Origin of the sequence: Hydrogenophaga sp. RWCD_12 (assembly GCF_046604225.1) — a bacterium.
GTDB lineage: Bacteria > Pseudomonadota > Gammaproteobacteria > Burkholderiales > Burkholderiaceae_C > Hydrogenophaga.
In genome coordinates this window covers 807,875-833,283 of the sequence record NZ_JBKIXC010000002.1, presented here as the reverse complement: position 1 = coordinate 833,283, position 25,409 = coordinate 807,875, and the positions used below count along the sequence as shown (strand labels likewise).

The 25,409-nt window shown below is 67.5% G+C and carries 22 protein-coding genes; 5 read left to right on the top strand and 17 right to left on the bottom strand.

Features of this window, described 5'->3' with window-relative positions:
• Positions 1 to 17: 17 nt before the first annotated feature.
• The 10 genes from ACLIJ1_RS11100 to ACLIJ1_RS11055 form a co-directional block, all read right to left on the bottom strand.
• Positions 18 to 425, bottom strand: coding sequence for a group II truncated hemoglobin (locus ACLIJ1_RS11100; protein WP_411365567.1), 408 nt, complete (start codon positions 423 to 425; stop codon positions 18 to 20).
• A gap of 12 nt (positions 426 to 437) precedes the next feature.
• A complete protein-coding gene (locus ACLIJ1_RS11095; RefSeq protein ID WP_411365566.1) occupies positions 438 to 2,969 on the bottom strand; it encodes an ABC transporter permease in 2,532 nt (843 codons plus the stop codon).
• Between the two features lie 183 nt (positions 2,970 to 3,152).
• The gene (gene upp, locus ACLIJ1_RS11090) at positions 3,153 to 3,785 is read right to left on the bottom strand and encodes a uracil phosphoribosyltransferase (protein WP_411365565.1); all 633 of its coding nucleotides are present in this window, start codon (positions 3,783 to 3,785) and stop codon (positions 3,153 to 3,155) included.
• Positions 3,786 to 3,839: 54 nt separating this feature from the next.
• Positions 3,840 to 4,691, bottom strand: coding sequence for a formate dehydrogenase accessory sulfurtransferase FdhD (locus ACLIJ1_RS11085; protein ID WP_411365753.1), 852 nt, complete (start codon positions 4,689 to 4,691; stop codon positions 3,840 to 3,842).
• A gap of 55 nt (positions 4,692 to 4,746) precedes the next feature.
• Positions 4,747 to 5,118, bottom strand: coding sequence for a hypothetical protein (locus ACLIJ1_RS11080; RefSeq protein ID WP_411365564.1), 372 nt, complete (start codon positions 5,116 to 5,118; stop codon positions 4,747 to 4,749).
• Between the two features lie 20 nt (positions 5,119 to 5,138).
• Complete coding sequence (locus tag ACLIJ1_RS11075; RefSeq protein WP_411365563.1) at positions 5,139 to 6,347, bottom strand: formate dehydrogenase subunit gamma; 1,209 nt, start codon at positions 6,345 to 6,347, stop codon at positions 5,139 to 5,141.
• Between the two features lie 10 nt (positions 6,348 to 6,357).
• Positions 6,358 to 6,597, bottom strand: coding sequence for a hypothetical protein (locus ACLIJ1_RS11070; protein WP_411365562.1), 240 nt, complete (start codon positions 6,595 to 6,597; stop codon positions 6,358 to 6,360).
• A complete protein-coding gene (gene fdh3B, locus ACLIJ1_RS11065; RefSeq protein WP_411365561.1) occupies positions 6,594 to 7,199 on the bottom strand; it encodes a formate dehydrogenase FDH3 subunit beta in 606 nt (201 codons plus the stop codon). The genes ACLIJ1_RS11070 and fdh3B overlap by 4 nt, the downstream gene beginning before the upstream one ends.
• Before the next feature lie 9 nt (positions 7,200 to 7,208).
• The gene (locus tag ACLIJ1_RS11060; protein WP_411365560.1) at positions 7,209 to 10,172 is read right to left on the bottom strand and encodes a formate dehydrogenase subunit alpha; all 2,964 of its coding nucleotides are present in this window, start codon (positions 10,170 to 10,172) and stop codon (positions 7,209 to 7,211) included.
• Between the two features lie 17 nt (positions 10,173 to 10,189).
• A complete protein-coding gene (locus ACLIJ1_RS11055; protein ID WP_411365559.1) occupies positions 10,190 to 10,408 on the bottom strand; it encodes a formate dehydrogenase in 219 nt (72 codons plus the stop codon).
• 435 nt (positions 10,409 to 10,843) lie between these two features.
• Here ACLIJ1_RS11055 and ACLIJ1_RS11050 point away from each other — a divergent pair, with 435 nt between their 5' ends.
• A complete protein-coding gene (locus ACLIJ1_RS11050; RefSeq protein WP_411365558.1) occupies positions 10,844 to 12,259 on the top strand; it encodes a sigma-54-dependent transcriptional regulator in 1,416 nt (471 codons plus the stop codon).
• Positions 12,259 to 14,298: a cache domain-containing protein gene (locus tag ACLIJ1_RS11045; RefSeq protein WP_411365557.1), complete on the top strand. Its 2,040-nt coding sequence runs from the start codon at positions 12,259 to 12,261 to the stop codon at positions 14,296 to 14,298. Before ACLIJ1_RS11050 ends, ACLIJ1_RS11045 begins: the two co-directional genes overlap by 1 nt.
• 24 nt (positions 14,299 to 14,322) lie before the next feature.
• Here ACLIJ1_RS11045 and ACLIJ1_RS11040 read toward each other — a convergent pair whose 3' ends face one another.
• The gene (locus ACLIJ1_RS11040) at positions 14,323 to 14,925 is read right to left on the bottom strand and encodes an exopolysaccharide biosynthesis protein (protein WP_411365556.1); all 603 of its coding nucleotides are present in this window, start codon (positions 14,923 to 14,925) and stop codon (positions 14,323 to 14,325) included.
• A 219-nt stretch (positions 14,926 to 15,144) separates the two neighbouring features.
• On the opposite strand from ACLIJ1_RS11040, the gene ACLIJ1_RS11035 reads away from it, so the two are divergent.
• Positions 15,145 to 16,092, top strand: a complete 948-nt coding sequence (locus tag ACLIJ1_RS11035) for a diacylglycerol/lipid kinase family protein (RefSeq protein ID WP_411365555.1) — start codon at positions 15,145 to 15,147, stop codon at positions 16,090 to 16,092.
• A gap of 22 nt (positions 16,093 to 16,114) precedes the next feature.
• Positions 16,115 to 16,921, top strand: a complete 807-nt coding sequence (locus tag ACLIJ1_RS11030) for a metallophosphoesterase family protein (RefSeq protein WP_411365752.1) — start codon at positions 16,115 to 16,117, stop codon at positions 16,919 to 16,921.
• 13 nt (positions 16,922 to 16,934) lie between these two features.
• Here ACLIJ1_RS11030 and ACLIJ1_RS11025 read toward each other — a convergent pair whose 3' ends face one another.
• The 5 genes from ACLIJ1_RS11025 to ACLIJ1_RS11005 form a co-directional block, all read right to left on the bottom strand.
• A complete protein-coding gene (locus ACLIJ1_RS11025) occupies positions 16,935 to 17,417 on the bottom strand; it encodes a DUF456 domain-containing protein (RefSeq protein WP_411365554.1) in 483 nt (160 codons plus the stop codon).
• Positions 17,418 to 17,518: 101 nt separating this feature from the next.
• Positions 17,519 to 18,136, bottom strand: a complete 618-nt coding sequence (locus ACLIJ1_RS11020; RefSeq protein ID WP_411365553.1) for a molecular chaperone — start codon at positions 18,134 to 18,136, stop codon at positions 17,519 to 17,521.
• Between the two features lie 31 nt (positions 18,137 to 18,167).
• Positions 18,168 to 20,249 (bottom strand): 4Fe-4S binding protein, encoded by a 2,082-nt coding sequence (locus tag ACLIJ1_RS11015; RefSeq protein WP_411365751.1) that lies wholly within the window; start codon positions 20,247 to 20,249, stop codon positions 18,168 to 18,170.
• Entirely contained in the window at positions 20,209 to 20,814 is a 606-nt protein-coding gene (locus tag ACLIJ1_RS11010) for a DUF3306 domain-containing protein (RefSeq protein WP_411365552.1), read from the bottom strand. The genes ACLIJ1_RS11015 and ACLIJ1_RS11010 overlap by 41 nt, the downstream gene beginning before the upstream one ends.
• The gene (locus tag ACLIJ1_RS11005; RefSeq protein WP_411365551.1) at positions 20,804 to 21,451 is read right to left on the bottom strand and encodes a DUF3305 domain-containing protein; all 648 of its coding nucleotides are present in this window, start codon (positions 21,449 to 21,451) and stop codon (positions 20,804 to 20,806) included. The genes ACLIJ1_RS11010 and ACLIJ1_RS11005 overlap by 11 nt, the downstream gene beginning before the upstream one ends.
• Positions 21,452 to 21,594: 143 nt before the next feature.
• Between ACLIJ1_RS11005 and ACLIJ1_RS11000 the strand changes: the two genes are divergently transcribed.
• Positions 21,595 to 24,018 carry a DUF1631 family protein gene (locus ACLIJ1_RS11000; RefSeq protein ID WP_411365550.1) on the top strand — a complete coding sequence of 808 codons (2,424 nt, stop codon included), beginning with the start codon at positions 21,595 to 21,597 and terminating at the stop codon, positions 24,016 to 24,018.
• On the opposite strand, the gene boxA is transcribed toward ACLIJ1_RS11000, so the two are convergent.
• Complete coding sequence (gene boxA / locus ACLIJ1_RS10995; RefSeq protein WP_411365549.1) at positions 24,012 to 25,301, bottom strand: benzoyl-CoA 2,3-epoxidase subunit BoxA; 1,290 nt, start codon at positions 25,299 to 25,301, stop codon at positions 24,012 to 24,014. The two genes, ACLIJ1_RS11000 and boxA, sit on opposite strands and share 7 nt — an antisense overlap.
• Between the last annotated feature and the right edge of the window lie 108 nt (positions 25,302 to 25,409).

The following is a 25,409-nucleotide window of genomic DNA, read 5'->3' as shown; positions in this document are numbered from 1 at the left end:
TTTTCAGGGCCAGGCGGCTAACGCGGCGTGTTGCGCATCCAGTCGGCGGTCTTGAAGAAAGCGTCGCGCAGCCGCGCGCGCAGGTCTTCGGGCACGGCGATTTCGCCCATGGCCTGGTCCATGCAGGCCAGCCACTGGTCGCGCTCCAGGATGCCGATCTTGAACGGCATGTGGCGCATCTTCAGGCGCGGGTGGCCGAACCGGTCTTCGTAGTACGAGGGACCGCCCAGCCAGCCGCAGAGGTACCAGAACAGCTTCTGCCGCGCGTCGTCCAGCGTGGTGCCGTGGGCCAGCCGCAGCTCGTGGTAGCCAGGCTCGATGTCCATCAGGTCGTAGAAGCGGTCCACCAGCGCACGCACGCGCGTTTCCCCTCCGATCCATTCAAACGGCGTGGCAGGAGATACCGGGGTTGCTTGTTCGTCCATGGTTTGCGGATTTCAGATTGCGGCGCGCCGCAGGGTTTCGACCACGGGCGTGCGCAGCACGCTGCGCAGCCCCCACCAGCCTGCCGCCAGCGCCAATACGCCACCGGTCAGTCCTCCCGCCAGCGGCACCCAGGGCGACGGTGCCCAGGTGAACTCGAAGGCGTATTTCGCCAGCGCCCAGCCCACTCCGATGGCAACCACCGAAGCCAGCACGCCCGCAAGCACACCGACCCCCAGCAGCTCGATTCTCTGCACGTCGCGCAGCAGCTTCGAACTCGCGCCGACCGCGCGCAGCACCGCGAACTCGCGCTCACGCTCGCCGCGCGTGGCGGTGATGGTGGCCAGCAGCACGACCAGCCCGGCCGCCAGTGCGAAGGCAAACAGGAACTCGACCGCACGGATCACCTGGCCCAGCACGCGTTGCACCTGCGCGATGGTCTGGCTCATGTCGACATTGGTGATATTCGGGAATTGCCTCACCAGCCCGTTGTCGAAGCGCTTGTCGGTCTCGGGGACGCGGAAGGCGCTGATGAAGGTGGTGGGCACATCGGGCAGGTGCGCGACCGGAAAGATCACGAAGAAATTGACCCGCATCGAACCCCAGTCGACCTTTCGCAGGCTGGTGATCTTGCCTTCGACCGGCATGCCCGCCATGTCGAAGCCCAGCCGGTCCCCCAGCTTCAGGCCCAGCTCCTTGGCCAGCCCTTCCTCGACACTCAGGCCGCCCGCTTCTTCGGGCGTCCAGCGGCCCTGCACCACCTCGTTGTGCGGCGGCTTCTCAGCCGTGTTCGACAGGTTGAACTCGCGCTCGACCAGGCGCTGCGCGCGGTCGCTGGCGTAGTCCTCGGGACGCACGGATTTGTCGTTCACGCTCACCAGCCTGCCGCGGATCATCGGGAACCAGTCGAACTTCGCGATGCCGCCAGCCGTCAGCGCCTGCCGGAAGGGATCGCCCTGCTCGGGCTGGATGTTGATCACGAAGCGGTTGGGCGCATCGGGCGGCGTCGCATTGCGCCAGCTGGAAATCAGGTCGGTGCGCAGCAACACCAGCAACACCAGGGCCAGCAGACCGACGGCCAGCGAGCTGATCTGCACCACCGCGTAGGCCGGCCGGGCCGAGAGCTGGCGCGTGGCCAGCACCAGCGCGCGCGGCGCGGTCGCTTCGTTGACGCTGCGCCGCAGCACCCACACCGCGCCCCAGCTGACCAGGGCGAACACCGCCACGGCCGCCGCGAAGCCACCCACCGCGATGCCACCGAGCTTGAGATCGCGACTCGCCGCCAGCAGCAGCACCGCGAATCCCGCCACGCCCAGCCCCAGCACCACCAGCGTCGCCGGCTTGAGCTGCCCGACGTCCCGGCGGATCACACGCAGCGGCGGCACCTGCGCCAGTTGCAGCACCGGCGGCAGGCCGAACGCCACCATCAGCGTCAGCCCCATGCCCAGGCCCAGCAGCACGGGCCAGACGGACGCGGCCGGCAGCGCCGACTCCACCAGCCCGGCCAGCAGCAGCACGAACACGTAGTGCAGCGCAAAGCCGGCCATCACCCCCAGCACGCTCGCCGCCAGTCCCACGACAATGAACTCGAAGGCATAGGCGCGCGCCATCGCTCCCTGCGACAGGCCCAGCACGCGCAGCATCGCGCAGTCGTCCAGGTGGCGTTGCGCAAAACCGCGCGCGGCGATCGCAACCGCGACCGCCGACAGCAGCGCCGCCAGAAGGGCCACGAGGTTGAGGAATTTTTCGGCGCGCGCCAGTGTCTGCTGCATCTCAGGTCGGCCGCCTTCGAGCGACTCCAGCCGCAGGCCGCGCACGCCCGGCTTCTTGATCTCTGCCTCGGCCCAGGCCACGTACTGCTTCACCGCCGGCTCCGTGCCCGCCAGCGCCAGCCGGTAGCCGATGCGGCTGGCCGGCTGCACCAGCGCGGTCGCGGGCAGATCGGCGGCGTTGATCATGACCCGCGGCGCAAAGCTCATGAAGCCCGCACCCCGGTCACTCTCGACCACGATCACCTTGGCCAGCGTCAGGCTCGCATCCCCCAGCAGCAGCGGCTGGCCGATCTTCAGGTCCAGTGCCGACAGCAGGGCTGCATCGACCCACACCGTGCCTGGCGCGGGAATGTCGCGCGTTGCTGCCTCGGGCGTGTCCGGCCCGTCGGCCACCCGCAAGCCACCGCGCAATGGATAGCCCGGCGCCACCACCTTGAGCGCCACCAGCCGCGCCGCGCCGCCGTCCTCGTCGCGCGCCCGGCCCATGGTCGGAAAACTCAGCGTCTGCACCGACTGCAGGCCCAGCGCTTTCGCCCGCTCGGCAAACGCCGGCGGCGCCGGCTGGTCGCTCTGGATCACCGCGTCGCCACCGATCAGAGCCCGCGCATCGCGCTGCAAGCCGCCCTGCAGCCGGTCGGCAAAAAACGCCACCGCTGTCAGCGCCGCCACCGCCAGCGTCACCGCCAGCAGCAACAGCCGCAGCTCACCCGCCCGCCAGTCGCGCCACAGCGACCGCCAGCCAAGAGACCAGAAAGAAACAGGAACCGTTTGCATGGGCAGACCTTACCCCATGCCCATCACCCGCGCAGAACGGTATGGATTGCGAGAAGCAAGAACGTCTCCGGCGAAAGTGTCTGCAGCGAGAACGCGGCGGGTCCGGCTCCGCCGGTCCGCACGCGTTGCCCCCTTGAGGGGCGGAGCCGGTTACACGCAGTGAACCGGCGATGGGGGTGAGCCCTATTTCGTGCCGAAGATCCGGTCACCCGCATCGCCCAGACCCGGCACGATGTAACCGTGGTCGTTCAGCTCGCGATCGACCGCCGGCGTGTAGATCGGCACGTCGGGGTGCGCATCGTGGAAGGTCTTGATGCCCTGCGGGCAGGTGACCAGGCAGACGAAGCGGATCGAGCGCGGCTTGGTTGCCTTCAGCCGCTCGACCGCGGCCACGGCCGAATTGCCGGTCGCCAGCATCGGGTCCAGCACGATCACGTCTCGCTCTTCCATGCCGCTGGGCATCTTGAAGTAGTACTCGACCGCCTGCAGCGTGTCCGGGTCGCGGTACAGGCCGATGTGGCCCACGCGCGCGCCGGGAATCACCTGCAGCATGCCGTCCAGGAAACCGTTGCCAGCGCGCAGAATCGAGGCCAGCACGATCTTCTTGCCGTCGATCACGCGGGACTTCATGGTCTCCAGCGGCGTTTCGATCTCGATCTCGTGCATCGGCATGTCGCGCGTGATCTCGTAGGCCAGCAGGGCCGACAGCTCGTGCACCAGCTCGCGAAAGCTCTTGGTGCTGGTGTCCTTGCGGCGCATCAGCGTGAGTTTGTGCTGGACCAGGGGGTGATCGATGATGTGGACGTCGCGGCTCATGAACGGAACTCGAATGGATAGGATGCCAGCCCGGCGGCTGGCGGTGCCACGAGTTTATGCGGCAGTGGGCGGCGGCGCGTCGAACACGATCCGCTCCGGATGCGTGTAGCAGAGGAAGTGGCGGTGCTTGGCGCGACCAATGGCGCACAGGCCGACGCGCTCGGCCACATTCAGTCCCATCTCGGTGGTGCCGCTGCGCGAGATCACCACCGGCACGCCCATCTGGGCCGACTTGATGACCATTTCGCTGGTCAGCCGACCCGTGGTGTAGAACACCCGCTCGCCGGCGGGAAGCGCCGGCTGCAGCGCCATCCAGCCGGCGATGGTGTCGACCGCGTTGTGGCGCCCCACGTCTTCCACGAACAGCTGCAGATGCTCGCCGGCGAACAGCGCACAGGCGTGCACCGAACCGGCGGTCTTGTAGGTGCTGTCGTGCAGACGGATCGTGTTGACGATCTCGTACAGCTGCGACTGGCGCAGGCGCGCCTGCGGCGGCAACTGGATGCGGTCGACGTCGTCCATCAGGCCACCGAACACGCTGCCCTGCCCACAACCGGTGGTGACGACGCGCCGCGCCGTGCGCTCCTCGATGCGATCGATGCCCTGGCGGGTGACGACGGCGGCTGCGCCGACCTCCCAGTCGACCGAGATCGATTCGATTTCCTGTACCGATCCCACCAGCCGCTGGTTGAGCAGGTAACCCAGCACCAGCCACTCGGGATGGGCGCCCAGGGTCATCAGCGTGACCAGCTCGCGCTTGTCGACATAGACCGTGAGATCGCGCTCGGCGGGAATGCGGATGCGGCTCACCTGTCCCGACTCGTCCACCACCGAGACCTCGCGCGTCAGATCCGCGCGCGCCTGGGTCAGGCGGGGCGGCGACGGCAGGGTGCTGGCCTCCAGCATTGAGGCCATGATCGTGGGCAGCTCGGCCAGGTTCATGCGTCAGGGAGAAGTCTGGTCAGGATTTCTTGGGCGGAGCCGCCGCCGGTGCCGGCGCAGCGGGGGCCGGAGCTGCGGGAGCCGTCGATGCGGCTGCGGCCGGAGCAGCTGGCAAAGGCCACACGAACGGTCCGGGGTCGGCGCACGGTGGTGTGGCCGTTGCTGGTTTCGCGGGCTTGCCGGTCGCCGCAGCGGTCTTCTGGTAGTGCGCGGCGACCTTGTCCATCGACAGGCAGAGCTTGTAGGCATCGACCTTGGCGGTGTAGGCGGTTTTGGCCTTCGCTTCGTCGGCCTTGGCCTTGGCGGCGTCGTCCAGCACGGGTGCGGCCAGGTTGGCCATGGCGGCGACCGACACGCTGGCCAGGCCCATCAACAGAAACAGTTTCTTCATGGCATTGTCCTTGGGTCCGGTCAGGCTTCGGCGGTCGCCTGCAACGGGGCGGGCGGTTCGGTCTTGCTGCGTTGCGCGGGAATCTTGCCGGCCTTGATGTCGTCGTGCCAGAGTTCATGGTGTTCCTGCGCCCAGGCTTCGTCCACATAGCCGGTCTTCATGCCGTCGTAGGCGCCCTTGACGCCCACCGTGCCCATGTAGATGTGGCCTGCGATCAACGCCATCATGAACACCGCACCGGTGATGTGGATCATGTGGGCAATCTGCATATCGCCGCGCAGGTAGAGCATACCGGGCACCAGCTTGTCCAGGAACAGGCCGGAGCCGACCACGAACAAGCCCGGGATCGTCACGCCCCACCAGAACATGCCCTTCTCGCCCGCGTTGAACCGGTGGGAAGGCACTTCCTTGTCACCCAGCATGCCGCCCAGCCGGGACAGCCAGACGAAGTCGGCGGCGCTGGCGATGTTGTCCTTGATGAAGGTGACGATGACGACCAGCAGGGACACCGCAAACAGCGGCCCCACGAAGTTGTGCAGGTTCTTCAGCAGGAAGGTCAGCCAGCCGAACAGCGTGCTGCCGATCACTGGCAGCAGGAAGAACTTGCCGAAGGCCATGACCAGTCCCGACACCGCCAGGATGGTGAAGGCGCCCGCGTTGGACCAGTGCGCCGCTCGCTCGAACGGCGTGAAGCGCTCCACCTTGCGACCGGTGTCGGGCAGGTGACCACCCAGCGGACCCTTGGTCTTGTAGAAGATGGCCAGGGCCAGCAGCACGATGAACAACAGCGAGCCGCCGTAGGGAATCAGCCACTGGTTGCGCACCTGGCGCCATGCCTCGCCGGCATTGGTCAGGCGCGAACCCGGGTATTGCACGAAAGGTTGGATCAGGTTGCCCGCCTCGGGCGCCTCCGTCACCGGCAGGCTGCTGTAGCCGGTCACGCCCTTGCCCACATCGCGCCACATTGGCGCGTTGTTGCCCGGCTGCACATCGTGGCGCTCGGCGTTGGACTGCTTGGTGTAGTTCGCGTCGCTGGACGCATCCGGCGCGATCTCGAAGATGTTGGCGCTCTTGACACCGGGCGCCGCAGACGCGGTCGGCGCCGCGGCCGCCGGTGGTGCTGCCACGGGCTCGGTCTTGGTCGCCTGGGCCTGCGCGACGCCCAGGCCTCCGGTCAACGCCAGCGCCAGCGCCCATCGCCGCCAGGCCGCCAAAGGTGTGTAGGTCATGCGCGGCTCCTCATTGGGTGGCGCGGGAATACTCGTTCATGCCGTACTGGCTGCGGGCCTTGAGCTGCTGCTCCCAGCTGGCCTTGTCACCCGTCTTCCATCCCGGCTGCTGGTACTGGCTCTTGCCGACGCCGGCGTAGGGTGCTTCGTCGTGGCGAGAGGCGCCGCCCATTTCCTGTGGCTTCTCGCCGCAGGCGGTCAGTGCGGCGGCCATCGCCAGCACTCCCAAGGTGGTGGTCAAAAGCTTCATGACTTGGAGCCTCCCTTGGCGGTGCCGTAGGCGGTGCCCCAGCCCCAGACTTCGGCACCCTTGCCGCGGTTGACCACTCGGGTGCGGAAGATGTCGGCCACCACGTCGCCGTCGCCGGCCAGCAGCGCCTTGGTCGAGCACATCTCGGCGCAGGCCGGCAGCTTGCCTTCGGCCAGACGGTTGCGGCCATACTTCTCGAACTCGGCCTCGCTGCCGTGCTCTTCCGGGCCTCCAGCGCAGAAGGTGCACTTGTCCATCTTGCCGCGCACGCCAAAGGTGCCTTGCGACGGGAACTGCGGCGCGCCAAAGGGACAGGCATAGCTGCAGTAGCCGCAGCCGATGCAGACGTCCTTGTCGTGCAGCACCACGCCCTCTTCGGTGCGGTAGAAGCAGTTGACCGGGCAGACCGCCATGCAGGGCGCATCGCTGCAATGCATGCAGGCGACCGAGATCGACTTCTCGCCCGGCACCCCGTCGTTGAGCGTGACAACGCGGCGGCGGTTCACGCCCCAGGGCACCTCGTGCTCGTTCTTGCAGGCGGTGACACAACCGTTGCACTCGATGCAGCGCTCGGCGTCACAGATGAATTTCATTCGTGCCATGGTGTCTCCTTAAGCCTTCTCGACATTGCAGACCGTCGTCTTGGTTTCCTGCATCATGGTCACGATGTCGTAGCCGTAGGTGGTCGCGGTGTTGATCGCTTCGCCACGCACGATCGGCATGGCTCCTTCGGGGTAGTAGTCCTTCATGTCCTGTCCCTGCCAGCGGCCGGAGAAGTGGAACGGCATGAAAACCGTGTGGTCGTCCACGCGCTCGGTCACCAGTGCCTGCACGTTCAGCCGCGCACCGGTCGGGGTGCTGACCCAGACCCGTCCGCCGTTCTGGATGCCACGCGCGGCAGCCAGCTTCGGGTTGATCTCGACGAACATCTCCTGCTGCAGCTCGGCCAGCCAGGGGTTGGAACGTGTTTCCTCGCCTCCGCCCTCGTATTCCACCAGACGGCCGGAGGTCATGATCAGCGGGAATTTCTCGTGGACCTTGTCGTCGATGTTCTTCTGCTGCAGCGACTTGTAGAGGATGGGCAGGCGCCAGCGGTTCTTCTGGTCGTCGTGGCTGGGGTACTTGGCCACCATGTCCGGGCGGATGCCGTAGATCGGCTCGCGGTGCTGCGGAATCGCGTCGGGGAAGTTCCAGACAATGGCGCGCGCCTTGGCGTTGCCGAACGGGTGGCAGCCGTGTGCCATTGCCACGCGGATGATGGCACCGGTCGGATCGGTCTTCCAGTTCTTGCCCTCGGCCTTGGCCTTCTCGGCGTCGCTCAGGTCGTCCCACCAGCCCAGCTTCTTGAGCAGCAGGTGGTCGAACTCGGGGTAGCCGGTGGTGATCTCGGCACCCACCGAGTGCGAGCCGTCTTCGGCCAGCAGGCTCAAGCCGTCCTTCTCGACCCCGAAATTCGCACGGAAGTTGCCGCCGCCCTCCATCACGTGTTTGGAGGTGTCGTAGAGGTTGGGCGATCCGGGGTGCTTGATCTCGGGGGTGCCGTAGCAGGGCCAGGGCAGGCCGAAGTAGTCGCCCGACATGTCGTAGCCGTTGATCTTGTCGACCACCTTGCCCTTGCACTTGAGCGTCTTCACGTCGAACGCGCCCATGTTGCGCATGTGGGCCTGCAGGCGCTCTGGGCTGTGGCCGGTGTAGCCGATGGTCCAGACGCTGCGGTTGATCTCTCGCAGGATGTCCTCGGGGACGGGCTCGTCCAAGCCCTTGACCTTCTGCATCTTGTAGTTCTTGACCAGCTCTTTGTCAAAGCCGAGCTTCTGCGCGAACTGGTACATGATCATGTGGTCGGTGCGGCTCTCCCACAGAGGTTCGATGACCTTTTCGCGCCACTGGAGCGAGCGGTTGGACGCGGTGCACGAACCACTGGTCTCGAACTGCGTGGCTGCCGGCAGCAGGTACACCGCACGGTTGGGATTGAGGTCTTCCGCCTTGCCGGGCATGGCCGCCATCGCCGCCGTGGCCGAGGGGTATGGGTCCACCACCACCAGCAGGTCCAGCTTGTCCATCGCGCGCTTCATCTCCAGACCGCGGGTCTGCGAGTTGGGCGCGTGGCCCCAGAAGAAGACACCGCGCAGGTTCGGCCCCTGGTCGATCAGTTCGTTCTTCTCCAGCACACCGTCGATCCAGCGCGACACCGTGATGCCGGGCTTTTCCATCGTGCCTTCGGCGTACTGTTTCTTGATCCACTCGTAGTCCACGCCCCAGGCAGCGGCGAAGTGTTTCCAGGAACCGGCCGCCAGGCCGTAGTAACCCGGCAGCGAGTCGGGATTGGGGCCGACGTCCGTCGCGCCCTGCACGTTGTCGTGGCCGCGGAAGATGTTGGTGCCGCCGCCGCTCTTGCCGATGTTGCCCAGCGCCAGCTGCAGGATGCACGAAGCACGCACCATCGCGTTGCCGATCGTGTGCTGCGTCTGGCCCATGCACCAGACGATGGTGGCGGGCTTGGCCTCGGCCAGCATCTTGGCCACTTTGGCCATCTGCTCTTCCTTGACGCCGCAGGCTTCTTCCACCGCCGCGGGCGTCCACTTGGCCAGCACCTCGTCGCGCACCTTGTCCATGCCGAAGACGCGGTCGTTGATGTACTGCTTGTCTTCCCAGCCGTTCTTGAAGATGTGGTGCAGCAGGCCGAACAGGAAGGGGATGTCGGTGCCCGAGCGGATGCGCACGAACTCGTCGGCCTTGGCAGCGGTGCGGGTGAAGCGCGGGTCGACCACGATCATCTTGCAGCCGTTTTCCTTGGCGTGCAGCATGTGCAGCATCGAGACCGGGTGCGCTTCGGCGGCGTTGGAGCCGATGTACAACGCGCACTTGCTGTTCTGCATGTCATTGTACGAATTGGTCATCGCACCGTAACCCCAGGTGTTCGCGACACCAGCCACCGTGGTGGAGTGGCAGATCCGCGCCTGGTGGTCGCAGTTGTTGGTGCCCCAGAAACTCACGAACTTGCGCAGCAGGTAGGCCTGTTCGTTGTTGTGCTTGGACGAACCGACAAAGTAGACCGAATCGGGGCCACTGGCCTCTTTCAGCGCTTTCATCTTGGCGGTGATCTCGTCCAGCGCCTGGTCCCAGCTGATCTTCTGGTACTTGCCGTTGACCAGCTTCATCGGGTAACGCAGGCGGTATTCGCCATGGCCGTGTTCGCGCAAGGCCGCGCCCTTGGCGCAGTGTGAGCCGAGGTTGATCGGCGAATCGAACACTGCTTCCTGCCGCACCCAGACACCGTTCTCGACGATGGCATCGGTCGCACAGCCCACCGAGCAGTGGGTGCAGACCGTGCGCTTGACTTCGATCTTGCCGGTGCCGTCGGTGGAGCCACCCGACGCGGCCTTGGCCTTCTTCACCAGCGACAACTGCGAAGCGGCAATGCCGACGCCAACTCCCAGGCCGGAGCGGCGCAGGAACGAACGGCGGTCCAATGTGGGCAATGCGGTCGAGAGGCCGCGCTGCAGGCTCTGAACGAAGGCCGAATGCCCGCGACCGGAGGGCGCTGCGCCCGTGGATTTCTTGGTGAGCAACATCGTGGGGCTCCTCGGGGTCAGATCCGGGTGGTCTTGTAGTAGTGCTGGACGTGATCGGTCAGGCTGTAGCCGCCACCGCGTGCAGGAGCAGGTTTCGGCTCCGCTGCCGCCACGGCGTCGGGCTGCACCGAAGGCATCAGCGCCGTGGCCGCGGCCGCGGCACCCGCAACGCCAACGCCCGCAAACAGGCTGCGGCGGCGCAGGGCAGGTTGATCCTGGCGGGGTGGCTTGCTCATGGGCTGTCTCCTGGTTGAACACAGCCAGCAGTGGCCCGGAATCGGATCACTTGCGGACTGTTTGCATATGTCGAATCAGTCCGAATCTATCCGTGCACCGGAGGGCTGACAAGCGTGTTTGCCTGCCCGCTCGCTCGGCGCCAGCTGTTCGCCATCGGCAGGCGGCCAGATCGCTCACCACGGCGCCGGCCAGGGCATGCGCGGTAGCCAGAAGCGTGCCACCAACTCAATCAATTCCGTCGACCCGGGCTTTTGCGGCGGCTGCGGGCCGACAGACCGGTGGCGCACGCACACCCATGCCGCAATGCGTCAGCTTGTCGCCCAACGCTGCGACAAATTGTCGCGACCCCGGGCCCGGAGTGCAGGGTTTGCATGGACCACTTTCGCGCGATTAACCAAGCGAATCACTCGGCTTCATCCGTAGAATCGCGCCGGGTGGAACCCCCGAATTTCATCGCTACCCCCGAAAAAAGCCTTGAAGGATGGCCCGACTGGTCGATCCTGATCGTGGACGACGAGCAGGGCATGCTCAACTTCCTGGTCAAGACCCTGGTCCCGCGTTGTCACTTCGTGATGAGTGCGGGCAGTGCCGAAGAAGGCGCAGAGTGGTTGCGTGGCCACCATGTCGACCTGGTCATCCTCGACATCTCGCTTCCCGGACAGAACGGCGTGGCCTGGCTCAAGGACCTGCGCGAACAGGGCTACACCGGCGAGGTCATCCTTATCACGGCCTTTGCCGATCTGGACACCGCCATCGAGGCGCTGCGCGCCGGCGCGTCGGACTTCATCCTCAAACCCTTTCGCGTCCCGCAGATCCTCAACGCCGTCAAGCAGTGCCACGAGCGCGCCCGCCTGCGCCGCGAGAACTACGTGTTGCGCCGTGCCGTCGCGGGCACCCGCCGACAGCGCGGTGCCCTGGTGGGCGACTCGCAGGCCATGGCCGCGCTGCGGGCCTCGGTCGAGCGGATCGCTGCCGTCGACAGCACGGTGCTGCTGCAGGGCGAGTCGGGCACCGGCAAGGAGCTGGTCGCGCGCGAACTGCATTCGCTCAGCGCCCGCAGCGACGGTCCGTTCGTCCCGGTCAACTGCGCCGCCGTCTCGCCTGAACTGATCGAGAGCGAACTCTTCGGCCACGCACGCGGCGCGTTCACCGGTGCGACCCGCGCCCGCGAGGGCCTGTTTCACTACGCCCAGGGCGGCACCCTGTTCCTCGATGAAGTAGCCGAGCTGCCACTGCCGATCCAGGCCACGCTGCTGCGCGCGATCGAAGACCTGAAGATCCGGCCGGTGGGCAGCGAGCAACTGGTCCCCCTGAACCTGCGCATCATGGCGGCGAGCAACCGCCGACTGGCCGACGAAGTGGCGGCCGGCCGCTTCCGCAAGGATCTCTACTTCCGCCTGCAGGTGGTGGAGCTCACCCTGCCGCCACTGCGCGAACACAAGGCCGACATACCGTCCCTGGTGCAGCACTTCATGGAGCAGCTCGCGCCGGCCCTGGGGGTGCCGCCACTGCAGATCACGGCCCAGGAGATGGACTTCCTGGCGCAATACGGCTGGCCTGGCAACGTGCGCGAATTGCGCAACCTGATCGAGCGATCGCTCATCCTCGGCACGCTCAATGTCTCGGCGCTCTACCCGGGTGAAGCGCCACGCCCGCCGCTGCCGGCCAACGCCGGCACCATGGACCTGGCGACCATGGAGAAGCTGCACATCCTCTCGGTGCTCGACTCGGTGCAGGGCGACAAGACCCGGGCGGCCGAGCTGCTAGGCGTCTCGCGCCGCACGCTGGAGCGGCGCGTGGCCGAGTGGAACCTGGCGGGTCCCGCGCCCCTGAACGACTTCGGCCGCTGATGAAGCTGCCCACGCCCCGCTGGCTCGCCACCTCGGTGCGCAACAAGCTGCTGGCCATGGCCCTGCTGCCGCTGCTGGTGGTGTTCCCCTTGCTGGTGCTGGCGATCACGGTGTGGAGCAGCGTCACCTACGACCGCCTACTGATCACCAAGGTGCGCAGCGACCTCGCGGTCGCGCGCGGCTACTTCGACCAGGTGCTCACCGAAGTGGGCAGCGGCACGCGGGGCGTCGCCCGTTCACAGCGCCTGCTGCAGGCACTGGACAGCGCAGACCTGGCGGACCGGCTCAGTGCCGATCGGCTGGAGCTGGGGCTGGACTTCCTGCTGCTGTACCGCGCCAACGGGTCGAACGACACGCTGCCGGCCAGCGTCGCAAACCTGCTCCCGCCTGCCAATACGCTCGCGCAGACCCGGTCGGCGCAGCTGGTGCGCCTCTCGCGCGACGAACTCGCCACCCTCGCGCCGCAACTGCTACCGCGCCTGCACATTCCCCTGGTGGCCACGCGCAACGCCGCCCCCGACGCGCGCGGCACCGAAGATCGCGCCCTCGTGGTTCTGGCGCTGCAGCCGGTGCTGGACGCTGGCGGCCAGGCGCAGGGCCTGCTGGTGGGCGGCCTGCTGCTCAACCAGAACCTGGATCTGATCGACCACATCAACCGCATCGTCTATCCCGAAGGCGCCCTGCCCTTCGGCAGCGAAGGCACGGCGACGCTGTTCCTGGACGACGTGCGCATCACCACCAACGTACGGCTGTTCCAGAACCAGCGCGCGATCGGCACGCGCGTCTCGCAGACCGTGCGCGACCACGTGCTGACCCAGGGCCAGACCTGGCTCGACCGCGCCTTCGTCGTCAACGACTGGTACGTCTCGGCCTACGAGCCACTGCAGGACGCTGCGGGGCAGCGCGTGGGCATGCTTTACGTCGGTTTTCTCGAGTCGCCCTTCCGCTGGGTGCGCCACGCCATGCTGGCGCTCATGGGGCTGATCTTTCTCGCGGTGATGGCGGTCTCGGCGTGGTTCTCGGTGCGCTGGGCGCGCAGCATCTTCCGCCCGGTCGAGCAGATGAACCGCACCATGCAGCGCGTGGAAGACGGCGAGGCTGCCGCCCGCGTGGGCCAGCTGCCGGCGCGTGACGAACTCGGGGCGCTGGCCGGCCATCTCGACCAGCTGCTGGACGTGATCGACGACAAGACCACCGCGCTGCGCCGCTGGGGTGAGGAGCTGGACCACAAGGTGGCCGAACGCACCCGCGAACTGGAGGCCAGCAACGCCTCGCTGCAGCTGGCGCAGCAGCAGCTGGTCAAGAGCGAAAAGCTCGCCGCCATCGGCCAGCTCACCGCCAGCATCGCGCACGAGATCAACAACCCCATCGCGGTGATGCAGGGCAACCTCGACCTGATCCGCGACACCCTGGGCCAGCACGCCCGGCCTGTCACGGCCGAACTCAAGCTGCTGGACGAACAGGTCGAGCGCATGCGCCTGATCGTCACCCAGTTGCTGCAGTACGCAAGGCCCACCGAATACGCGGGCTATGTGGAAACGCTGGACCTCAACCAGACCGTGCACGACTGCCTGGTGCTGGTGGCCCACCTGCTGGCGCAGACCCGCATTGAGGTGGTGCGCGATCTGCAGGCCACGCAGCGCGTCGGCTTCAACCGGCAGGAGCTGCAGCAGGTGATCATCAACCTGCTCATCAACGCCATCCAGGCGATGCCGCAAGGCGGCACGCTGCGGCTGGTCACAACGGACTTGACCGGCGAACACGGCGCCCGCGGCGCGCTGCTGCAAGTGGTGGACTCCGGGCCCGGCCTCGCGCCCGGGGTGGAGGAACGCCTGTTCCGTCCCTTCTTCACCACCAAGAACGATGGCAATGGCCTGGGCCTGTGGATCAGCCTGGGGCTGGTGGAGCGTTATGGCGGCGGCATCACGGCAGGCAACCGAGGGGATGGCCACAGCGGCGCAGTGTTCAGCGTGCGGCTGCTGACCGAGCCGCAGGCGCCCGAGGCGGTGAACACGCGAGATGGGCGGCCCGGGGGTTGAACCGAACGCGCGTGCCTGGCGAGGTCACTGGAGGACGGGAACACCAACGCGGGTGAGCAGGTCGGCCACGAGCCGGGATCCACCCCACCACAGCAGCACCACCGACGCCGCAGCCACCAGCGTCGCGACGTGACCGGCCATCAGCATCAGGCCGTCGCGCAGGCGCAGCCCCCAAGCCGTCAGCACCATGGCGAGGGCGGGCAGTACGTTGTCGAAGCTGATGACGGGCACGGGCACCAGCATGGACACGCCCGCCACCGACAGCATCAGGCCGTTGAACCACCGGGCGGAGTGCTGGCTCAGCCCCAGCCACCGGGGCCGACCCAGGCGCGCAATGAGGTGAATGACGCGGGCCAGCATGCGGGTCAGCAGCTCCCGGACACGGTCGTTGAGTGTCCGCTCGCCGAGCCAGGCCGGCAGGGGCACCGACCGGCCAGCGCAAAGCCCGGAAGCGATCACCAGACAGAAGACTCCCACGGCCGAGCCCATGCCCGGCAGCGCCACCGGGAACAGCAGGGGCATCGCCAGCAGAGCCAGCCAGACCAGCCGCTGCCGGCTGTCATGACCAATCGTATCGGCCAGGGTGCCGCGCATCGACGACAGCTGGTTGTCCGCGATCCGCGCCACGGCGGTGCGTCGCCGGTCCTTGCGGAGCTCGGATCTGGTCGGGGGTGGATGGGGCTGGACTGGCATGCCGGGACGGTCTCGCTGGGGCAAAAAACACCCGCACTGTGCCTCCAGGCGGCACACCGTGCAAGGAGCCTGGGCCGAACGCGCAGATCGAAAAAAACTGAACACCAAGGAGCCACGCCGACTCACACTCGGCCCACCCGCGTCCCTACCTTCATGCCTGTTCCGCCCTACGATCCCGCATCACCGCTGCTCTTCGTCATCAACGCAGCGGCGGGAGCACACGATGTCAACGCCAAGCGGGCCGTAATCGAGTCGGCACTGGCCGCGCACGGGCGACTGGGCGAACTGCTGGTGTGCCATCCCGCCGAGTTGCCGCGTGTGGCGGCCCGGGCCGCCGACGCGGCCATGGCCTGGCGGTCGGCGGTGGTCGCCGTGGGGGGTGACGGCAGCCTCAATGCAGTGGCGCAGGCCGCGCACACGGCCGGCTGCGCCATGGGTGTGGTTCCGTACGGCACCTTCAACTACTTCGCCAGGACCCATGGCATTCCCACCGACCCGGCCGCGGCAGCCCAGCTTCTGATGAACGCTAAGCCGCAGCCGGTGCAGGTGGGTGCCATCAACGACCGCGTATTCCTGGTCAACGCCAGTCTGGGGATCTACCCGGAACTGCTGCAGGACCGCGAGGCCTACAAGGCGCGCTTCGGCCGCAGCCGCTGGGTCGCCTTTGTGGCGGCCTGTGCCACCCTGCTGCGCGCGCAACGCCGTCTGCGACTGCACATCGAACTGGGCGAACGGGTCCGCGATGTGCAGACCCTGACCCTTTTCGTGGGCAACAACCGGCTGCAGCTGGAGCAGCTCGGCGCCGACCCGCGGGACACGGTCGCCGGCACGCCCGGACACGGCAGCATGGCCGCGCTGATGCTGCGACCCATCGGCACGCGGTCGATGATCGGTCTGCTGCTGCATGGGGCCATGGGCCGCCTGGGTGAAGCCGCCGGTGTGGAGAGCTTCGAGTTCCAGCACCTGGTGGTTCGGCCACGGTTGCTGCCGGGCCGCAGGGAGGTGATGGTGGCCTTCGACGGCGAGGTGTCGCGCATGCGTGCCCCGATCGACTTCCGCGTGCTGGACCGGCCGCTCTACCTGTTGCAGGCCCTTTCATGAGCGCAGTATGGAGGATCGTCCCGTGAGCGTGCTGCTGCACATCTCGGACACCCACTTCGGCACCGAACGGCCACAGGTTGTCGAAGCCCTGCTGGACCTGGCCGCCCAACAGCGACCCGACCTCGTGGTGCTGTCGGGGGACATCACCCAGCGCGCTCGGCCAGCGCAGTTCCAGCAGGCCAGGGCTTTTTCCGACCGGCTGGGAGTGCGGGTCCTGGCGATCCCGGGCAACCACGACATCCCGCTGCTGAATCTGGTGACCCGGCTGAGCCGCCCCTATGCCCGCTACGCCGCCGCCTTCGGCAGTGATCTCGAACCGGTGCAGGAGTCACCCGAATGGCTGGTCATCGGCGTGAACACCACGCGCGCCTGGCGCCATCGCAACGGCGACGTGTCCGACGCGCAGATTGAACGCGTGACAAGGCTGCTGCGTCAGGCGGGTGGGCAGCAGCTGCGGGTGGTGGTGGTGCACCAGCCGCTGGCTGTGACCGAGCCCGGCGACCGTCCGCACCTGCTGCAGGGACACCGTGGGGCTGTTCGGGCCTGGGCAGCCGCAGGTGCCGATCTGCTGCTGGGGGGGCATATCCATCTGCCTTACACGCTGGCCCTGCCTGGTCTGGATCGCCGCGTGTGGGCGGTGCAGGCGGGCACCGCCGTGTCTTCGCGCCAGCGTCCCGGCGTGCCGAATTCGGTGAACATCGTGCGTTGGGAGCCTGCCCGCGAGCGCTGCTGTCGCGTTGAACGCTGGGACTTTCTGGCGCAGGAACACGGCTTCGTGCGCACGCTCTCGACCACCTTGCAACCGGATCGCTCCCCCTCCGGCGCCTGACTGCGGGCGCCTTTCAGATCAGCAGCGCCGCGACAAACAGCCCCACCATGACAAACGCCAGCACCACCTTGGCCAGTAGCCCCAGCATGATGCCGAGCCAGGTGGCCAACCCCACCTTGACGGCACGGGTCTCGTCCTTGCGGGCCAGGTACTCTCCCAGCGCGGCACCGACCAAAGGCATGAACAGCACGCCAACCAGCCCCATGAACAACCCAGCCACAGTGCCGATCGCCGCACCCACCAGGGCCAGCCGGCTGGCACCAGCCCTGCGCGCGCCGAGCAGTCCCGCCACGTAGTCCAGCACCCAGGCCAGCACGGCCACTACCGTGACCACCACCAGGGTGGCTGTGCCCACGCGCTGGAAGTCGTCGATCCAGGCGCCCAGCACGATACCCCCCCACACGAGCACCGTGCCCGGCACCACGGGCAGCACGGTGCCCGCCAGGCCCGCCACGATCAGGGCGGCACACAAGATCCAAAGCAAGGTGATGTCCAAGAGCGCCTTTCCGGATCCGATGAAGCAGACCCCCCGGAGCCACATGGTGCTGAACGGACAGACTTCAAGAACGCGCCGGTGCCCGGTGCGCACCGCATCTTTCACGCCATCAGATCAAACCCCTGCGTCTCCACACTGACGAACGCCGCCGTGAACGTCGCCAGCGCAGCGTAGAACTTTGCCTTGGGATGGGCAGCGATGGCGTCACACATTTGCGTCGCCCAGGGCTGCACGTGGGTACTGAAGAACTTCTGCTGCTGGGTGAGGTTGGCGACTTCCACGTCGTCGCCCGCGATGAGGTAGCGCATGACTTCGCAGACGCAGGCGAAGTGGTCCTCGGTTTCGGGCATGGTCTCGTCGCGCGACAGGCTTAGCGCAGCCAGATCGCCGCGCAGAGCAGCCAGAGGCTTTTCGTTCAGGAAACCGCTGAGATACCAGGAACCGAACAGATAGACCTCGGGCTTGCCGACGCCGCCGAACAGCGCGTCGTATTCGTTGGCCACCTGTTCGTCGCTCATCTCTCGCGCGGTACCCACGAACCGGCGCCACGGCTCTTCGAGGAAGCCGCCGGCCGCAGGCGCCTCGGTCACGGCCACGCGCAGCTGGGCCAGCAGTTCGCCGCCGGGTGCTGCGTAAAACAGCGCAGCCAGCAGGCCATACACCTCGGCGCGGGCGGTTTCTTCGTCGAGGGCGGAAGAGACGGGAATCTGGTCGTTCATGGCGGGTTCGGGCAATTGGTCGCTGGAGGCATCAAAGGTCGGTGATCTTCGATTCGCCCGGGTTGGTGTAGATGTCCACCACGCGGCAGTCGCCGCACATTTTCAGGCGCTCCAGCGCCTCGCCCTGGAACATGGCGTGGCCGCTGAGTTTGGCGAGCATCACTTCAATGCCCTTGAGCGTGCCGAACGGTTTGCTGCAGCGCACGCACTGGTACGGCTGCGCTTCGTGGAGCACGCGTGGCTGGCGGCGTTCTTCGCTGAGCAGCAGGCGCGGCTGAAGGGAGATGGCGTTTTCGGGGCAGGTGGTGGCGCACAGTCCGCACTGCACGCAGTTCTTTTCGATGAACCGCAGCTGCGGGCGTTCGGTGTTGTCCTGCAGCGCGCCGGCCGGGCAGGCGCTGACACAGCTCAGGCAGAGCGTGCAGGCGTCGCGGTTGACGTTCAGGCTGCCAAAGGGCGAAGCGGCGGGCAACGCGATGGCGGCGTCTTTCGTGCGCGCGGCGCGACCAGCACTGTCGTCGAGCAGATGACCCAGCGCGAGGTCGAGCGTGCCACGCTTGTCACCCAGCAGAGCGAAGCTGGCCCGTCTGACCACGCCCTGCGCAGGCGCCTCGGCCAGCTCGGTATCGAGAACGGCGAGATCGCGCGCGTCGCGCACCTCGATCAGCTTGAAGTGCCGGCCGGCGTAGCCCAGCCCCTGCAGCACGGCCTCGGCCACCGCCATCTGCGCGCTCAAGGCCTCGTGGTACTGCGGCGCTTCTTCGCCGGTCATCAGCACCCAGACCTGAGAGGCGCCATAGGCGAAGGCGGTGAGCCAGAGGTCGATGCCGGTGGAGGCGGTGTGCCACAGGGGCAGCGGAATCACGCGGGCCGGCACGCCGCGCACGCTCCTGTCGAGCTGCGCCAGGCGGCCGAGGTCGTTGACCAGCGCTGCGCCCGCCTCCTGGCTGTGCAGCAGCAGGGCGGCGTCCCTGCCGCCGGCTTTGCTGAAGGTGGCCAGCAGGGTGCGCAGCTTCACGCCCTGCTCGCTGGCGCGCGGGTAGGCGTAGCTGAGCGCGCCGGTCGGGCAGACGGTGGTGCAGGTGCCGCAGCCGACGCAGAGGTTGGGGTTGACGACGATCTGGTTTCTCTTGAGATCGCTGCCGATGGCCGAGGCCGAGCACACATCCACACAGGCGTTGCAACCCACGCTCTGGTTGCGGCCGTGGGCGCAGAGACTCTGCTTGTAGGTGAAGAACTTCGGCTTTTCGAACTCGCCGACCAGGTCGCGCATCTGAGTGACCGCACGCACACGGGCCAGCGCATCGGCCGAAGGCGGCAGATGCACATAACCCTGCGGCAATGCCTGCTGCGTGAAAGCGGGTGCGGCCCGCAGGTCAAGCACAAGGTCGAACTTCTCTTCGCGCTCCTGCGCACCGCGCTGGAAGTTGATCGCGCCCACGGCCTCGCAGGCCTTGACGCAGGCGCGATGGGATTTGCACAGCGACAGGTCCACCTGATAGTCGAGCCCGATGGCACCCTCGGGGCAGGCGGCCACGCAGGCGTTGCAGCGGGTGCACAGGTCGAGGTCGATCGGGTTGCTGCTGCTCACCACCACATCGAATGCGCCGAGCCAGCCGCGCAGACTCTGGACCTGGCCGGCGAGCACCGGGTACTGGCGCGCCTGCATGCCGCTGCCGCCGGTGGCGAGCAGGGTCACGTCCAGCGCGTCGTTCACCAGGGCGGCCATGGCTTCGGCCTGCTCCAGCGGGCCGATGATCAGCAGGCGGCCTTCGCTGGTGTAGGTCACGGTCGGCACCGGCTCGGCCTCGGGCAGGCGGGCCGCCGCGAGCAGGGCCGCCATCTTGGGCGTGGCCTGCGCGGCCTCGCGGCCCCAGCCACCGGTCTCGCGGATGTTGACGAAGCGGATCGGGCGCTCCTGCAGGGACACGGCGCCTTCGGTCTGGTCGGCGAGTTCGCTGAAGAGGCGGCGTTCCTGTGTGCAGGCCACAACCAGTTCGTCGCGGCTGCGGCTGGCCTTCTGAAAGGCAGGCGCCTCACGCCGACACAGCGTGGTGTGCAGCGTCAGGTCTTCATCCAGCGCCTGGCCCAGGGCCTTGGCGTCCAGGGGCATGGTCTGGTTGCAGTTGCAGATCAGCGTGGTCATCGTGGGTCTCTTCGGGTTCTGCCGCGTCTGGTGCGCGGGTGTCGGATTCTGTGGTGGCGGCTTCGCTGCCGTGGTCCAACGCTGCAGCGGCGGTAGCCTCGGATTTTTTCTGTTCTTCGGGGTCGTCCACCAGCTTCAGGAACTGGGCGCTGACCATCTTCGCCATGTCGGCGGCCGACAGCGGGCTGGGCTTGGAGTAGTCGTCGATGTAGATGTCCAGCCCGTCCATCACGTTGAAGTGCGGATCGGCGAACAGCTTCTTGACCGCGGCATTGCGGACCTCGGGCGAAACGTCGCGGGCAACGAAGCGGCTGAAGTCGGACGCCGGCGTGAGGCTCTGCGTGTCCTCCAGCGTGGGCGGCGGCGGTGCGGGCGCGTCGTCCACCGGCGGTGTGAGGGCGGCAGGCTGCGCAGGGACGGCGGCAGGCACTGCCACCGCAGGCGGAGATTCGGGCACCGGCGCGCCGCTGCGCACCTGCACCTTGCGGCGCGACCAGCGTGAGAAGAAGCTGTCGCCCTCGTCAGCCGCCATGACCACCACCTTGCGGACCCGGACCGCGCTGGACTTTTTCGGTCGAAATGCGCACCGGCTGGCCGAAGCGGTCGGTCAGCGGTTTGAAACTTTCGGGCCGCCGACGGCGCTTGGCTTCGGGCTGGTAGTGACCATCGACAAAGGCGCGCAGCCAGCCGACCACCTCGGGCGGAGCAGGCACCTGGTCCACTTTTTCCTGCGCGTCGAGCCAGCGGCCCGCGTCGTGGTAGCTGAGTGTGACGATCTGCGGCACGGCCACTGCTTCACCGTCGAGCATCTGTTCGCCGTCGGCCCGCCAGAACACCCAGAAGCAGGGTTGCGGGCTGTTGAGGTTGAGGAAGTAGCCTTCTGCATCGTCGCGATACAGCGTCACCAGAAGCCCTGCGTAAAGCCAGTAACGCGCACCTTCGACGGCGACCGCGCCCGGCAGCGGCTGGACTTCCTGCGGTGCGGCCGGCGGCGGCGGATGAACGTCGGCCTCCAGCGGCTCCCCCGCCGGCAGCACATCGGCCAGCACCCAGCGCCAGGACTGCCAGCGCGCCATCGGGCCGGTGACCGGCTCTCTGCGCATCACCACGTCCACCGGCAGGGACGGACGGACGGCGCCTGTAGGAGAAACGTTTGCATCGGTTTGCATAAGGAGAACGCACTGTACGCCAAGGCGACGGACGGTGGCATCAGCGGATCGAGTGACCCGGCTGGAACACCAGAATGTCGAGCCGTCGGTGTACCCTCATCCTGATTAATTGCGCGCCACCCGGATCTCCCACCCACCCATCCATGTCTGCCGACCCGTCGTTGCTCGACCAGTGCTTCGAGCGGGTGCTCCGGGAAGCACCCGCTCTGCTGGGGCGCAGCCTGGACGCGGCGGTGATCATCCTGCAGGACGCGGAGACCCAGGGCCGTGAGGTGGTGCAGCGCGCACTGCTGGCGCGCGCCTGGTGGAACCTGGAGCGCCAGCGCAGCCACCTGGTGGCGCAGTTTCCGCAGCGCCTGCAGCAGGCCTTCCAGCACGCCGCCCACGAAGGGCCGACCTCGGCGCTGGCGCGCATGTCCGACTCCTCGCTGCTGGCACTGGTCGACGACAGCTCGGTCAATGAATCGCTCGAATCGGCCCGCTTGCTGCAGGCCCTGATGCCGGTGGTCGAGCAGGCGCTGTCGATGGTCGACGCCCGCATGAGTTCGCTCATCGGGCTGGATACGGTGCACGCCGAAAAGAACCCTCTGCGGCCCTCGGTGTTCGTGCGGGCGCTGCGAGACCTGATGAACGAGCGCGAGCCTGACCCGCAGCTGCGCAGCCTGTGGATGCAGAAGATCGCCGCGCCGCTGGCGATCGGACTCAGCCAGCTCTATGCCGACATCGCCCGCATGCTGCAGCAGGCGCGGGTGCAGGAAGCGGGCTACCGCATCCGCCTGGTAGCGGACAGCGCACCCGGCACCCACCAGTCCACCCGCGACTGGCTGGAGGACGGCAGTGGTGGCGACGCCGCTGCCATGTCGATCGCGCCCGCCGGCGATGCCCCGCCGCAGCCGATGTCGCTGCGCATGAAAGACCTGGCGAAGCCCCAGACGCCATTGCAGCACGACGTGCTGCAGGCCTTCATGGCCGGCCAGCAGGGGGTGTTCGACCACCGGCTGGACAACGCGTACTACGAACAGGTCCGCCAGGAGCTGAACCACGTCGACGTGCTGGCCAAGCTGCCGCAGCCTGGCGCGCAGGAACTGGAGGCGCAACGCCTGCAATACCGCAACCTGCCTGCGGTGGACCGGCCTGCGCGCCCGATCGATGTCGCGACGCCGCTGGACGCCGGACAATGGGGCGAATACGCCGCGCCGCACGAGCGCTCACGCGTCCTTCTGGAGCTCAAGCACCAGGCCGACAAGGTGTCACAGGCGGTCGGTCTGGACGTGGTGCGCAAGCTGGTCGCGCAGGTTTCGGGCGACCCGCTGCTGCTGGCACCGGTGCGCGAGGCGGTCGTGGCGCTGGAGCCCGCGCTGCTGCGCCTGGCGATGGCGGAACCGCGCTATTTCGCGCGCAGCGACCACCCGGCCCGGCTCTGGATCGAAGCGGTCGCACAGCGCAGCTTCCGCTTCAACGACGAGTTTTCGCCTGGGTTTGAAGCGTTTTTCGACCCGGTGCGCAGCCAGGTCCGCGCGCTCAACGCCAGCGGCTCGGCCGAGGCGGGTCCGTTCGCCGAGGCTCTGGGCACACTGAAGGCACTGTGGATCCGTGACGACGAGGAAGAGGAAGACCGCCAGCAGCGACAGCTGCAGGCGCTGAACCACGCCGAGCGGCGGCAGGAACTGGCCGACCAGATCGCCTGGGAAATCAGCCTGCGCCCCGACGTCTTCAATGCGCCGGGCATCGTGCTCGACTTCCTGTACGGGTCGTGGTCGCTGGTGATCGCGGCGGCCGACCTGCAGCACCCGGACGGCGGCCCCGACCCGCTGGGCTACCGCAAAGTGATCGGCCAGCTGCTCTGGAGCACCCGCAGCCAGGTCACGCTGCGCCAGCCCAACCAGCTGTTCCAGATCGTGCCGGGCATGCTGATGGCCCTGCGGCAGGGGCTGGAGAGCCTGGGCAAGTCACCCGAGGAAACCCGGGCATTCTTCGACGCGCTGCTCAAGCTGCACGAGCCGGTGCTGCGGCTGCGGCGCGCACGGGCCCGGGTCGACGGCCATCCTGCGGTACCCGAACCGGAGCAGACAGCGGAAGACCAGCAGGCACTGGAAACCCTGCTGGCCCCCGCCTCGCCCGAGCAGCAGAAACCGACGCCGGCCGACCAGCCCTGGATCGGCGCACGCGAACTCGCCAGTGCCGGCTTCAGCGAGGCAATGCCGTTGATGGCCACGGAGGCGGCGGATTCGGCCCCCGCGCCGCTGGACGCCACGCAAGCCGGCGAAGCCGCGGCAGACGCCCTCGAAGCATCCAGCATGCTGTTCCGCCTGACCAAGGGCAGCTGGGTCGACCTGTACTCGGGCGGCGAATGGCTGCGCGCCCAGCTGGTGTGGAGCAGCCAGAAGGCCAGCCTGTTCATGTTCACCAGCCACGGCGGTCGCGCCCACACGATGACGCGCCGCAGTTGCGAAAAGCTGATGGCCAAGCGCTGGCTGCGCGCCGTGGACGCCCGGCCGGTGGTGGAGCAGGCGCTGCGCAAGGTCACGGCCGCGGCCGAGGCCGCGACAGCCGGCGCGACTCAGTAGGTTTCGAGGTGCAGTCGGCCTTCGCGCTTGAGCGCGGCGCCGACGTCGTCCCAGTTCAGACCGGCACCCGTGGCGATGTCCTTCAGCGCCAGCACCACGCCCTCTTCCATCGCCTTGAGACCGCAGACGTAAAAGCACGCGTTCGGGTCCTGCAGCAGCGCAGCCAGGTCGGCGGCGCGTTCGCGCATCGCGTCCTGCACGTACTTCTTGGGCTGTCCGGCGGTGCGGCTGAAGGCGAAGTTGGTGTCGATGAAATCCTTGGGCAGGCTCTGCAGCGGGCCGAAGTACGGCAGCTCTTCCTGCGTGCGCGCGCCGAAGAACAGCATCAGCTTGCCGCCCTCGAACTTGCCGCTGGCGCGCAGGCGGCGGCGCCACTCGGTCATGGCGCGCATGGGCGCCGAGCCGGTGCCGGTGCAGATCATGACGATGCTGGACTTCGGGTGGTTGGGCATCAGGAAGCTGGCGCCGAAGGGGCCGATCACCTGCACCGTGTCGCCGACCTGCAGGTCGCACATGTAGTTGCTGGCGACGCCGCGCACCGGCTTGCCCGAGTGGTCTTCGAGCACGCGCTTGATGGTCAGCGACAGGTTGTTGTGGCCAGGGCGCTCGCCGTTGCGCGGGCTGGCGATGCTGTACTGGCGCGCGTGGTGCGGCTTGCCGCTGGCGTCGAGGCCCGGCGGAACGACGCCAATGCTCTGGCCTTCGAGCACCGGGAACGGCATGTTGCCGAAGTCCAGCACGATGTGGTGCGTGTCGTAGTCCTTGCCGACCGCCGTGACGCGCAGGTTGCCGGTCACGGTTGCGGTGACTGTCTTCGCGGCGGCCTTGGGACCGTAGAGGTTGGTGTAGGCGTGGGCCGCGCTCCAGGGCGGGATGCTGGCGCCGTACTGGGCGGAGTTGAAGGCGGTCTGGCCGCTGGGGTCGGCGGCGGGAGCGGCGGCCTCGACCGCCTGCGTTTGTGCGGCCGGCGCATCACTGGCGTCGCCAGCCAGTGCGGCGAGTTCGGCACCCGAAAGTTCGGCCGGCAGTTCGTCCCAGCCCAGCTGTTCTTCGATCGAGTAGGTGCGGGCCTTGGGCACGCGGCGGTAGTTGTCGATCGAACCGGTCGGACACGGCGAGATGCAGTCGTTGCACCAATTGCACTTGCTGACGTCGACGACGTAGTTGCGCGAGTCGTGGGTGATGGCCTGCACCGGGCAGATCGATTCGCAGGTGTTGCAGCGGATGCAGATCTCGGGGTCGATCACGTGCTGCTTGATGATGGCTTCGGCGGGGGCGTTCATCTTCGGTCTCCGTTGCTGTTCTCTCGTGGCGCTCTATTGTGTGGCTTGTGGTGAATGCGTTGCACCGCGTGAACCCGGGTGACTGGCTCCGTTCGTGTCCCCCGCCGG